We start from the raw sequence: 12,255 nt of genomic DNA on the forward strand, positions 1-12,255 counted from the left end.
GTCGGTCGCGTTATCCTGTCCGCAGCAGGCGGTTGAGCCCCAAGAACGCCGGGTTGGGGTGGGTCACCACGCGGGTCGGCACGCCCGCCAGATAATCCCGGAAGCGACCCTTGGCCTCGAAGCGGGCGCGGAACGGCGAGGCCCGGAACAGCGGAAGCGTCGCCGGCACGATGCCGCCCAGGATGTAGACCCCGCCCAGCGCCCCCGTGCTCAGCACCAGGTTACCGGCCACCGTGCCCAGCAGGGCGAACACCATCGCCACCGCCCGTGCCGCCAGCGGGTCGTTGCCGTCCAGCGCGGCGGCGGTGATGGCATCCGGGCTCTCGTGGAACGGCCCCTCGGCGCCCAGCGCCCGCAACGTGCGGTGCAGCAGCAGCAGGCCCGGCCCACTGATCAGCCGCTCCGCCGAGACGTGATCGTGCGTCTCCCACAGGCGGGCGATCACCGCCGCCTCGTCCGCGTTGCCGGGGGCCAGGGTGACGTGACCGCCCTCGGTCGCCAGCGCGCGGTAGCCGCCCGCCCCCTCGGGCACCAGCAGCGCCACGCCCAGGCCGGTGCCCGGGCCGAGCGCGGCGATGGGCGCGTCGGCCTGGCCCGGTCCGTCCGGTCCCACCGCGACCCAGTCGGACGCCGCGAGGTCCGGGATCGCCAGCGCGTTGGCGACGAAATCGTTGACCACATGCAGGGTCTTCAGGCCCAGCGCCGCCCGGGCGTCGCTGATCGAGAAGGTCCAGTCGTGGTTGGTCAGGGTGACGGTGTCGCCGGTGACCGGACAGGCCACGCACCAGGCGGCGCGGTCCGGCGGCGCGTCGGGCGCGTGGCGGGCGACGACGGCGCGGGCGGCGGCCACCGGGCCGTCGAAGTCCCGGGTGGCGACGCGCTCCCGCGCCAGCACGGCCCCGGCCTCGTCCACCAGGGCGAAGCGGGCATTGGTGCCGCCGATGTCGGCGATCAGGGCCGGCCGCGCCGGCCCGACCGGGGGCGGGGCCGGTGCCGTCATCCGGCGTCCGAGGCGGCGGGGGCCGCGGTGGTCGCGGTGCCGGCGCGCCGCTCCGCCAGCGTCGGCACGGCGCGCAGCACGGACAGGAAGGCCTCGCGCCAGTGTTCCAGCGAGTTGTCGCGCACCTTGGCGATCATGCTTTCCCAGCGCTCCCGGCGCTCCTCCAGCGACATGACCAAGCCCTGGTGCAGCGCCGCCGCCACGCCGTCGTGGTCGTAGGGGTTGACCAGCAGGGCGGCGTCCAGCTCACGCGCGGCGCCCGCAAAGCGCGACAGAACCAGGACGCCGGGATAGCTGGGGTCCTGACTGGCGACGTATTCCTTGGCCACCAGGTTCATGCCGTCGCGCAACGGTGTGACGACGCCGACCCGCGACAGGCGGAAGAAGCCGGCCAGGGTCTCGCGCTGGAAGTTCTTGGTCAGGTAGTGCAGCGGCATCCAGTCGAAGTCACCGTAGCGGCCGTTGATGTAGCCGGCGAGCCCCTCCAACTCGTCGCGGATGGCCTTGTACTCCGGCACCTCGGAGCGCGACAGCGGCGCGATCTGCATCATCGACACCTGGCCGCGATGGTCCGGGTAGGTCTCCAGGAAGCGTTCGAACGAGCGGAAGCGTTCCGGAATGCCCTTGGAGTAGTCCAGTCGATCGACGCCGATCATCAGGCTGCGATTGTGCAGGGTGCGCTCCAGGCGCCGCGCCGCGCCCAGCTCGACGGCCCGGGCGGAGGCCTCCTCCATCTGACCGCGCTCAATGCCGATGGGGAAGACCTCGGCCCGGACCACCCGGCCGTAGGCGTGGAAGGTCTGTTCGTCGATCAGTTCGCCCTTGGTCTCGTAATGGATGTAGTCGCGGAAGGCGCGCAGGTCATTCTCGGTCTGGAAGCCGATCACGTCATAGGCGCACAGGGACTTGACCAGCAGCGCGTGACTCGGCAGCGCCAGCAGCACCTCCAGGGCCGGGAACGGGGTGTGCAGGTAGAAGCCCATGGGGTGCTCGACCCCGAGCGCGCGCAGCTCCCGGCCCAGCGGGATCATGTGGTAGTCGTGCACCCAGATGTGATCGTCGTCCTCGATCAGGGGGCGCAGCTTGTCGGCGAACAGCGTGTTGACGCGCAGGTACCCGGTATAGTTCTCGTGGCTGAACTCGGCCAGGTCGAGTCGATAGTGAAACAGGGGCCAGAGGGTGCGGTTGGCGAAGCCGTTATAGTATTCGTTGTAGTCCTTGCGGCCCAGATCGAGTGTGGCGTAGGTCACCGGCCCGACCTCGGTGATCGCGGGCTTCTCGGCGGTCTGGGCCGCCGTCTTGCCGCTCCAGCCGAACCAGACGCCGCCACAGCTTTGCAGCGCATCGCGCAGCGCGACCGCGAGGCCGCCGGCGGTGGCCGACTGGGCATCGGGCACGGCGACCCGGTTTGAGACCACCACGAGACGAGACATGGATCCTCCTTGCACACCAGAACCGCGGGCGCCTCGTCGAGCCGACGCGCCGGACCCGGCGATCCGGCCATATCCCCACCGCCGGGTCTCATCACTCTAGAGCCGATTGTTCGAAATCGGAACCGCAGATGCGGTCCGATTTCGAACGTAAATCGGCTCTAAATTATTGATTTTACAGCCGATTATCGCGACAAACCGAAGTCGTGCCGCGAGTCCGGTTTGCCGCAATCGGCTGTAGTGCAGCCGACGCCCGATGGGAACCGCGAGGGTTTGCGCTGCCCTGGAAAATATCCTTTTTACAATGGATTAGGTGTTCTGCCGGGGCATGGTCCGGCCGCCGGCGCGGGCCCCGGGGGTCAATCCGCGGCCGCCCGGCCGACCTCGGCGGCGCCGCCGCCGGACAGGTTGAAGGTCACCGACTCACCCGGTTGCAGGTCGCGGGTCTCGCCGCGCACGCAGATGGTCAGCGGCTGCGCCCACCCGGTCTGGGCGGCCACCGTCATCTCGTCCTGCTGCATGGTCACGTGCAGCCAGCTTCCCAGGTGGCGCAGCTTGAGCTTGAGCGTGCCCATGCGCTCGACGAACACCGGGTCGAAATGCAGGGCGCCGTCGCGGACGTCCAGGCCGGTGAAGCAGCGTTGCACCAGGTCGACGGTGCCGGCCATGGCGCCGAGGTGGATGCCCTCCGGCGTGGTGCCGCCCTGGATGTCGTCGATGTCGGAATGCAGCGCCTGGGTGAACAGCTCCCAGGCCTTCTCCGGGTGGCTGCGCGCCATCACGGCGGCGTGCACCATGTAGGACAGCGTGGAGCCGTGCGACGTGCGGGCCAGGTAGTAGTCGATGTTGCGCTGCCACTGCTCCAGCGTCAGGGGTTCGTAGCCCAGGCGCTGCATCAGTTCGGACAGCTCCTCGCGCGAGAACAGGTAGAACAGCATCAGGACGTCGGCCTGCTTGGACAGCTTGTAGCGGTTGGCGCTGTCGCCCTCGGCCTCGAGGATGCGGTCCAGGCGCTGGATGTCGCCGTACTTCTCGCGGTAACCCTCCCAGTCGAACTCCTTCAGGTTCTCGTAGCCCTCGAACTGGCTGATGATGCCGTCGTCGTGGAAGCAGACGGTGAGCTTGCGGCTCATGTCGTCCCACAGCGCGAGTTCGCGCTCGTCCAGCATCAGCTTGTCCATCAGCTCGTCGCGGTGGGCGGCGTCCAGGCTGGCCAGCACCCGCATGGCCGAGGTGCACAGCCACGCCACCATCACATTGGTATAGGCGTTGTTGTTCAGGCCCGCGGTTTCGGTGTCGGGATAGGCTTCGTGGTACTCGTCCGGCCCCATGACGCGGTGGATCTCGTACCGTCCGGTCTGGGCGTTGAAGTGCGTGAGCGAGGCGAAGAAGCGGGTGATCTCCAGCATCAACTCGGCACCGCGCAGCTCCAGGAAGTGCTCCGAGCCGGTGATCTGGTAGTGACGCCAGACGTTATAGGCGATGGCCAGGCTGACGTGGCGCTGGATCGAGCTGTTGTCCGGGACCCAGCGGCCCGAGCGCGGGTTGAGGTGGACCTTCTGGCTTTCCTCGCGGCCGTCGCTGCCCGACTGCCACGGGAACATGGCCCCCTTCAGGCCGGCTTCGTAGGCAGCATGGCGCGCCGCCGGCAGGCGCAGGTGGCGGTAGCGCAGGCACGAGCGCGCGATCGCCGGCAGCCGGAAGTTCAGGAACGGCAGGATGAACAACTCGTCCCAGAACACGTGCCCGCGATAGGCCTCGCCGTGCCAGCCGCGCGCCGGCACGCCCACGTCCAGGTCGATGGTGTTCGGCGACAACGTCTGCAACAGGTGGAACATGTGCAGCCGGAGGATCATCTGGATGCGGCTGCTGCGGTCCAGCACGATGTCGCAGCGGTCCCACAGCATGCACCACATCCGCTCGTGGTCATGCGCGAGCCGCTGGAACGCCGGCGCGTGGATGACCGCCTCGCGGGCCGCGACGCCCGGCTCGGAGATGGCCGTGTCGCGGGAGTTGTAGAGACTCGCGAGCTTCTCGACCACGAGGGTCTCCCCGTGGCCCACATCGACGCGGATGGTCTGACGGGCGTAGCCGGCCTCGGTCTCGGTCGACGACTTGGCCTCGAAGGCGTGCGGGTTCGAGACCACCCGGGTGCGCGCCGCCTGAGAGACCCGCAGATGCGACTGCTTGGTTTCGACCAGCAGGTGCAGCATGGTCTCCCCGGTGTCCGGGTTCTCGAACGGCTCGGCGGCCACCGGGTTGATGTGCGAGCTGTTGAGATCGCGGTAGCGGCGCACGCCGGCGTTGATGACGCGCCCGTCGAGGCCGGACAGCACCTCGACCCGGCCCGACCAGTTGTGCGCGGTGAGCGACAGTTCCAGCCCGCCCAGGTGCTTTTCCGCCATGCTGGCCAGGCGCCGGGTCTGGAGCGTGCTCTCGCGGCCCTTCTTGTCCGTGAACCGCACCTCGACCTTGAGAATGCCCCGGTAGAGGTCCAGTTCCTGGCGGAACGATTCGACCGAGACGGCCTGGATGTTGAACCAGTCGCCGTCGTCGATGCGGAACGTCAGCGCCGACCAGTTCGGCAGGTTGACCAGGTCCTCGTTCTCGATGATGCGGCCGGCGATCTCGGTCTGTGCCCGGTTGTACCCGCCGGCCAGGTAGGTCGCTGGATAGTGGGTCTCGTCCGCCATCACCCAGCAGAAGGCGCCGCGGGTGACGTAGTAGCCGTTGCCGGTGGCGCACAGGGCCTCAAGCAGACCTTGGTTCTTCGGATCGAACTGGTCGTAGACCAGGGACCATTCGGACATGGGTCGCGGACCTTTCGTGGCTGGGCGTGGCTTTGGGTGTGGCGGGGACGGGGTCGGGTTCTGCGGCCGGTGGGCCGGACGCCGGCGCTAGGGGGTCAGGCGGCGCAGCAGGTCCAGCACCTGCCCGGGATCGTCGACGCGGAAGTCGGCGGCCGAGACGCGGCCGGTGTCGCTGTCGCTGGCCGGCGCGGCCAGCACGCCGATGCCTCCCATCGTCTGTAGCGCCTTGAACGCGTCCTCGTCGGTGACGTCATCGCCGAAGAACATCGGCACGTGGCCCGGATCGTCCAGGCGCAGGGTGGCGAGCAGGTGACTGACCGCCTTGCCCTTGTCCCAGTCGATATCGGGCTGGATCTCGAACACCTTCTTGCCCGGCTTTTCCTTCAGGTCAGGGACGGCGCCCAGGAGCCGGTCCAGCACGCTGCGGAACACCGGATACTCCTCGTCGGCCACCAGCCGGTAGTGGGCGGCCACCGAGAACTTCTTGCGCTCCACCAGCGCCCCCGGGATCGAGTCGAGCCCCGCCTTAAGGCGCCGCTCCACCTCGTCCATGAGCGCGGTGTAGTCCCCGATGCCCTCCAGCGTCAGGGTGCCGTCGTCGGGGGTGTGGATATCGAAGCCGTGACTGCCGGCGAAGATCAGGCTGTCGATGCCGACCAGCTTCTCGACGTCGGGCCGGTCGCGGCCGCTGACCACCGCCACCGGACGCTTGCGCGCCAGGGCATCGACCACCGCGCGGCCCTCGTCCGACAGGATGGCATCCTGGGGCCGGTCGACGATCGGCGTCAGGGTGCCGTCGTAGTCCAGGAAGATGGCCGGCTCGCGCCCCTTGAGGGCGGCCGTCAGGGTGTCGAACGCCTCCAGGGCGTGCGGCAGGTCGCGCACGGAGCGCAGCCGGGGTTCGGGGGTCTCAGGCGTCACGGAGAAAGTCTCCCAAGTCCTTGACAACAATGTCGGCACCGTTCTCGCGCAGGGCGTCTTCGCCCAGCCCGCGGTCGACCCCGATGACCAGCCCGAAGCCGCCGGCGCGGCCGGCCTGGACGCCCACGATGGCGTCTTCGACCATGATGCTCTCGGCCGGTGTCACGCCCACCAGACGGGCGCCTTCGATGAAGGTGTCGGGCGCGGGCTTGCCCGGCAGGCCCTTCGCGGCGGCCGAGATGCCGTCGACCTGGGCCTCGAACAGGTCGGTCAGGCCGGCGCTTTCGAGCACGGGGCCGCAGTTCTTGGACGACGAGACGACGACGGCATGCAAACCGTCGGCGCGCAGGCGCCGGATCAGCGCCACGGCGCGGTCGAAGACCGTCACGCCGTCGCGTTCGATCACCGCGTTGAACTCCAGGTTCTTGCGGTTGCCGAGGCCGCAGACGGTCTCGGCGTCGGGGGGATCGTCGGGCGTTCCCTCCGGCAGGGTGATGCCGCGCGAGGCCAGGAAGGTGCGCACACCGTCGTAGCGGGGCTTGCCGTCCACGTGCTGAAGGTAGTCGTCGTGGGTGAACGGCACGAACGGGGCGCCGGTCTGGTCCGACCGGGCCTTCAGCACCCCGTCGAACAGGCGTTTCCAGGCCGCGGCGTGCACGGCGGCGGTGTCGGTGACCACGCCGTCGAGGTCGCAGATGATGGCCTTGAGGCCCTTGCCCTCCCACGGCCAGGGTGTCGGGTGCGTCATGTCCCCCCTTCCTTGGGTGCGGGCCGGCGCCTCCGTCACGGGACGGACGCGCGGGCGTCGGATGGCGGATGAGCGGGCCGTCCTCGGACAACCGGCGGGATGCGCCGACGACGGGCGATCGGGCCGCGCACGACAAATCCCCCGGCGCGCGAGCCCAACGACGACGGCCCGAACATCATAACGGCATTCCTCGGGTCAGGTCACCCCCTTGGCGGGCGGTTGTCGCCGGACTGACACGACGGCCGGTCGCCCGGGGCGGACGATCGGGCCATCGGGCCTTGCAATGATCGCGTCGGACGGGCACTTTGGTATGATAGTGCCCACTTCTTTAGAATGAGCCTTTTGGAATGAGCCTTGCCCGCTGACCCTTGCCAGCGAGGCCGTCCCGGGGCGGGGTCGGTGGGCAAGGCCGCCCGTGGTCCCGGATCCCGCAGCGTCGGGTCTGGTGGGTCGATGGGGGCGGGCCAGAGGAGGTGCCGAACCATGTTTCCGTTCTTCCCGTTCGGGTTCGTCCCGCCGTTTCCGTTCCTGTTCCCGTTCGCCGCGATGGCCGGCGGGCGGGCATTCGGCCTTGGTGCCACCGACGCCGAGACCGGGGACGGGGAGGGCGACGGGGCAGAGGCGCGCCCCGCCGGGCCGTCGTTCGGCCTCGCGCCGTCGGCACTGATGGGCATGGCGATGATGCCGGCGATGGCGCCGTTCGCCCTCGGCAGCCGGCTGGCCCGGGCGGTCGAGGACGCCGGCCAGGTGGCCGCGCAGGTGCGCGAGTCCCTGCAGCGGGACGAGGGGCCGGTGCACGTGATGGTCGGCGATCCGAACGGGCCGCTGGGCCTGGCCATCGGGCTGACCTTCATCAAGGGCACGGCGCGCCCGGCCCTGCGCGATGCCACGGCCACGGCATCCGCGCCGCGCCTGGAGGACATGGTGGACGTCACCCCGGCGCGACACCCCGCCTGAGCGCCGTCGCCGGCCGGCGGGAAGGGCTGGTCCTGTCCGCCGGGCGGCGGCCGCGGGAGCCCGGTCAACAGTCCGGTCCGTAGTCCAGCCTGGTCAGTAGTCCAGATAGATCTCGGCGCGGCGGTTGCCGGCCTCCCCGGTCGGCATGATCTCGTAGTACACCGGCTGGCTGTCCGAGACCGCGCCCACGTACAGGAAGCGGCCCGGCACGCCGGCGCTCATCAACGCGTCGGCCACCCGGTTGGCGCGCGCCAGCGAGATGTTGAAGTTGACCAGCTTGTGGCGGGCGATGTCCATGGCCCCGGTGCGGCTGGAGGCATGCCCGACCACCCGCACCACGCCGCCGTACTGCCGCTGCAGGGCCGCGACCTGCTCCAGCACCTGGCGGTCGCGGCCGGACAGACCGGCCGAGCCGTTGCCGAAGTAGATCACCGCCACGCGCTGGCTGCGGGCGCCGCCGAGCGGACCGTAGGCCGACAGCGGCTGGGCGCCGGCGGGCGCCATGGCGGCCGGACCGGCCGCCGCGACCGTCGGACCGGCCACCGGATAGGGGCCCGGCGTGGTCAGGGGGCCGCCCGGCCCCAGGGTGGTGACACCGCGCGAGTCGACCACGATCGGCCCGCCGCCGTACGGCGCCGCGCTTGGCCCTGCGCCCGGACCCGCGGCCGCCATGCCGGCCGGAGGAACCAGGGGCGCGGTCTGGCGCGGCATCGGGGCGCCGGGGGGGGGACCGTCCGGCACCGCGCGCGCCGCTGCGGTCGGGTCGGCAAGCGGGGGCGGCGCCCCGGGCTCGAAGGCGCCGGGCACGGGGGTGCCGGCGGGCACGGCGGCGGCGCTGCGCGCCGCGCCCTCCGGCGCCGGCAGGTCGCGGCGCACCGGGCTGGCGGCGGGTGCCGGGGGCTGCTCGCCAGCGTCGAGGCGCGCCGCCGGCGGCGTCTCGGCGGGCGCTGCGGTCTCGGGCGGCGGCGTGAACTCGGGGGGGCGGACCTCGCTGGAGCGGCGGCGCTCGCCGGTCTCCTCGATGTAGCGGTCTGCGCGCCGGTCGGCGCGCAGCCCCTCCGCCACCTGTTCGCGCTCCCGGGCCGGGGCCACGTCGGGCCGCTCGGACGGACTGTCGGCGATGTCCGGATAGGCGCCGGATGCCTCGGGCGGCGGATCGCCGGCGCAGCCGGCCAGCGCCAGGGCGCCGCACAGGACCAGCGCCGGGCCGGTCCGGGGGCGCCGGGACGGACGCCGCGGCCCGCCGTACGGTGTCCGCCCGTGGGCGGGGTCGGTCCGGGTCTGCCGGGGCCGCTGTGTTGTCACGCCCGTCCTCTCCCCAACTTAAGACGTCATCTCTGATACCCAGGCCGTTCTGATATCCAGGCCGTCGCCGCGCCGATCCGCGCCCGCAGGCGGGCGGTGCCGAGGGTGGCGGCGTCGCCCGGTGCCGATCGCGCGGCCGTTTCTGTCGCGGACCGCTCGGTTCGGCTTGCTCGTCGCGTCGCATTGACCCATCTTTGGGAGACAGCCGCGCCCCGTCGCAAGCCTCTTGGCCGGCACGGGATCATACCCCACAATGCACGTCAAATCCCCACCGACGGGGTCAGGTTCAACGCCCCCGGACCCTCAGTGCGCAGCGGATGATAGAGGAAGGGACGATGGCCGATCAACAGGGCAAGACCGACGACATTCCGAAGCATCCGGACCCGCAGGAATTCGCGCGCTCGATGCAGGAGATCGCCGAGCACGGCCAGCGTCTGGTCAGCGACTTCCTGAGCCGCCAGGCGTCCGGTCAGCCGACCATGCCGTTCGGCGACCCGCTGAACGTGGGCGAGGCGTTCCTGGACATGACCGCCCGGATGATGGCGAATCCCTCCAAGATCATGGAGGCCCAGTTCAATCTCTGGCAGGAGTACATGGCGCTGTGGCAGAACGCGGCCCAGCGCTGGCTCGGCCAGGAAACCGAACCGCTGGTGCAGCCGGAGAAGGGCGACTATCGGTTCCGCGACGAAATGTGGCAGGAGAACGAGGTCTACGACTTCATCAAGCAGTCCTACCTGCTGACGTCGCGCTGGATGCTTGGGCTGGTCCACGACGTCGAGGGCCAGGACAGCCCTGTCGCGAAGAAGGTGGACTTCTACACCCGACAGTTCGTCGACGCCATGGCGCCGACCAACTTCGTCATGACCAACCCCCAGGTTCTGCGCACCGCCATCGAGACCAACGGCGAGAGCCTGCTGCACGGCCTGGAGCACATGCTGGCCGACCTGGAGCGCGGCAAGGGCCAGCTCCGCATCACCATGACCGACGAGGAGGCGTTCAAGGTTGGGGAAAACATCGTCACCACGCCGGGAAGCGTGGTGTACGAAAACCGGCTGATGCAGCTCATCCAGTACAGTCCGACGACCGAGATGGTGAACAAGCGGCCGCTGCTCATCGTCCCGCCCTGGATCAACAAGTATTATATTCTGGATTTGCGCGAGAAGAACTCGTTCATCCGCTGGGCCGTCTCGCAGGGCCACACCGTGTTCACGATCTCATGGGTAAATCCTGACGAGAGCTACCGTGACGTCACGTTCGACGATTACCTGATGGAGGGGCCGGTCGCCGCCCTGGATGCCATTGAGGAGGCCACGGGCGAGCGCACCGTCAACGCCATCGGATACTGCCTGGGCGGCACGCTTCTGGGCGTGCTGCTGGCCTGGTTGCACGCCAAGGGGCAGGGGGACCGGGTCGCCTCGGCGACGCATTTCACGACCATGCTCGACTTCTCGGACCCCGGCGAACTGGGTGTGTTCATCGACCCGACCACGCTGGAGCACCTGGAGAAGGAAATGTTCGAGCGCGGCTACCTGGACGGCGCCGAGATGGCGACGACGTTCAACATGCTGCGCTCCAACGACCTGATCTGGTCGTTCGTGGTCAACAACTATCTGATGGGCAAGGAGCCCTTCCCCTTCGATCTGCTGTACTGGAACTCCGACAGCACGCGCATGCCCGCCGCCATGCACAGCTTCTATCTGCGGCGATTCTATCTGGAGAATGCGTTGCGCGAGCCGGGGGCGGTGCGGGTCGCCGGTGTCGACGTCGACCTGAGCAAGGTCAAGACGCCGGCCTACTTCCTGTCGGCGCGCGAGGATCACATTGCGCCCTGGATCTCCACCTTCCGCGGCTCACACCTGTACAGTGGGCCGGTCAAGTTCGTGCTGGCGGCCTCGGGCCACATCGCCGGCGTCATCAACCCGCCGGCGGCCAACAAGTACTGCCATTGGACCAGTTCCAGCCGGTCGAAGAACCCGGAAACCTGGCTGGGCGCCGCTACGACACACCAGGGGTCGTGGTGGCCGGACTGGGCCAAGTGGGTCGACAAGCACGGCGGCGGACCGGTGCCCGCGCGCCATCCCGGCAACGGTCTGGCGGCGATCGAGGACGCGCCCGGCCGCTACGTCAAGATGCGGGCGGTGTAGGGCCGTGGCGTCGGCGGCCCTCCCGGTCCCCAGCAGGGCCGTTGTGGCGATGCTGGCCTTGGGTCTCGCCGCCGTCGCGGGTCCGGGGAGCGCGGCGCGGGCGCAGACATCCCCCGATGCCACGGTTGACCGCGCCCCGGTTGACCGCGCCCCGGGTGCCGGCGCGCCGGTTGACAGTCTGTCGCCGACGGAGATGATGGCCCGGTATCAGGCCGAGTGCGCCGGGACCGCCGGCCAGGGCGCGGCCGCGGCGGGCGCGTCGCAGGCCCGGGCGCACGGCGAGCGGTGCGACGCCCTGGCCGCCGCCATCCAGGCGCTGGATCCGGGCGACCGCCGCGCCGGCAGCGCCGATCTGGCGCGCCCCGACTTCTACACCCCCGGCGCCCGGTGATCGCCGGACCGCCGTGTCGGCCCACGGCCGGCCGGCCGCCGGGCAGCACGCAGGATCCGACCGACCCATGAAGATCAGCACGATGAGTCTGGCGACCGGTGGGGCCGCCGCCGATGCGGCGGCGGGCGGCCCGCAAGAGGTGCGGGTTGACCTCAATGACCGCTGCTTCCTGTTTCCCGCCGGCAAGGGCCTGTCCCATGTGTCGGTAACGGCCGACCGGGACAGCGGCGTCGAGTTGCGGGCGGTGTTCGCCTTCAACCAGAGCCGGACCGACAGCACGATCGACGCCTTCACCCTGGACGAGGCCCGCGACCTGGCGCGGTCCATGGTGGAGGCGATCTACCAGGCGCGCACCCAGACCGTGTTTCTGGACGGTCGGCGGCTGGCCCTGGTGTGCCATTCGAACGGGTTCGTCATGGTCGGACACGACGACGCCTACGAGCTGTTCATCTCCGGCCAACTCATGATCAACGTGGCCCAGGCGATTCTCCGCGCTGTCGACAAGGTGGCGCCGGTCGAGGCGCATTGATCGCCCCAATCCTCGCGGCC

10 protein-coding genes are annotated in these 12,255 nt (G+C 70.0%); 4 read left to right on the plus strand and 6 right to left on the minus strand.

Annotated features, from left to right (window positions below; genetic code table 11):
- Nucleotides 1-10: 10 nt before the first annotated feature.
- The 5 genes from glk to GGD88_RS11175 form a co-directional block, all read right to left on the minus strand.
- Nucleotides 11-1,000, minus strand: coding sequence for a glucokinase (gene glk, locus GGD88_RS11155; protein WP_184435432.1), 990 nt, complete (start codon nt 998-1,000; stop codon nt 11-13).
- Nucleotides 997-2,433, minus strand: coding sequence for an alpha,alpha-trehalose-phosphate synthase (UDP-forming) (gene otsA, locus GGD88_RS11160; protein WP_184435434.1), 1,437 nt, complete (start codon nt 2,431-2,433; stop codon nt 997-999). Before otsA ends, glk begins: the two co-directional genes overlap by 4 nt.
- A gap of 356 nt (nt 2,434-2,789) precedes the next feature.
- Nucleotides 2,790-5,240 carry a glycoside hydrolase family 65 protein gene (locus GGD88_RS11165; protein WP_184435435.1) on the minus strand — a complete coding sequence of 817 codons (2,451 nt, stop codon included), beginning with the start codon at nt 5,238-5,240 and terminating at the stop codon, nt 2,790-2,792.
- An 87-nt stretch (nt 5,241-5,327) separates the two neighbouring features.
- The gene (gene otsB / locus GGD88_RS11170; protein WP_221237112.1) at nt 5,328-6,161 is read right to left on the minus strand and encodes a trehalose-phosphatase; all 834 of its coding nucleotides are present in this window, start codon (nt 6,159-6,161) and stop codon (nt 5,328-5,330) included.
- Entirely contained in the window at nt 6,151-6,909 is a 759-nt protein-coding gene (locus GGD88_RS11175) for an HAD family hydrolase (RefSeq protein WP_184435436.1), read from the minus strand. Before GGD88_RS11175 ends, otsB begins: the two co-directional genes overlap by 11 nt.
- Before the next feature lie 483 nt (nt 6,910-7,392).
- On the opposite strand from GGD88_RS11175, the gene GGD88_RS11180 reads away from it, so the two are divergent.
- Nucleotides 7,393-7,866 (plus strand): hypothetical protein, encoded by a 474-nt coding sequence (locus GGD88_RS11180; RefSeq protein WP_184435437.1) that lies wholly within the window; start codon nt 7,393-7,395, stop codon nt 7,864-7,866.
- A 93-nt stretch (nt 7,867-7,959) separates the two neighbouring features.
- Here the strand turns inward: GGD88_RS11180 and GGD88_RS19310 are convergent, their stop codons facing one another.
- Nucleotides 7,960-9,171 (minus strand): OmpA family protein, encoded by a 1,212-nt coding sequence (locus GGD88_RS19310; RefSeq protein WP_184435438.1) that lies wholly within the window; start codon nt 9,169-9,171, stop codon nt 7,960-7,962.
- Nucleotides 9,172-9,506: 335 nt separating this feature from the next.
- On the opposite strand from GGD88_RS19310, the gene phaC reads away from it, so the two are divergent.
- The 3 genes from phaC to GGD88_RS11200 all read left to right on the plus strand — a co-directional run bounded on the left by phaC (nt 9,507) and on the right by GGD88_RS11200 (nt 12,235).
- Nucleotides 9,507-11,315 carry a class I poly(R)-hydroxyalkanoic acid synthase gene (gene phaC / locus GGD88_RS11190; RefSeq protein ID WP_184435439.1) on the plus strand — a complete coding sequence of 603 codons (1,809 nt, stop codon included), beginning with the start codon at nt 9,507-9,509 and terminating at the stop codon, nt 11,313-11,315.
- 49 nt (nt 11,316-11,364) lie between these two features.
- Nucleotides 11,365-11,706, plus strand: a complete 342-nt coding sequence (locus GGD88_RS18500) for a hypothetical protein (RefSeq protein ID WP_221237113.1) — start codon at nt 11,365-11,367, stop codon at nt 11,704-11,706.
- Between the two features lie 67 nt (nt 11,707-11,773).
- Entirely contained in the window at nt 11,774-12,235 is a 462-nt protein-coding gene (locus GGD88_RS11200) for a hypothetical protein (protein WP_184435442.1), read from the plus strand.
- Nucleotides 12,236-12,255 lie beyond the last annotated feature (20 nt).

Source organism: Roseospira goensis, from assembly GCF_014197795.1.
Classification (GTDB): domain Bacteria; phylum Pseudomonadota; class Alphaproteobacteria; order Rhodospirillales; family Rhodospirillaceae; genus Rhodospira; species Rhodospira goensis.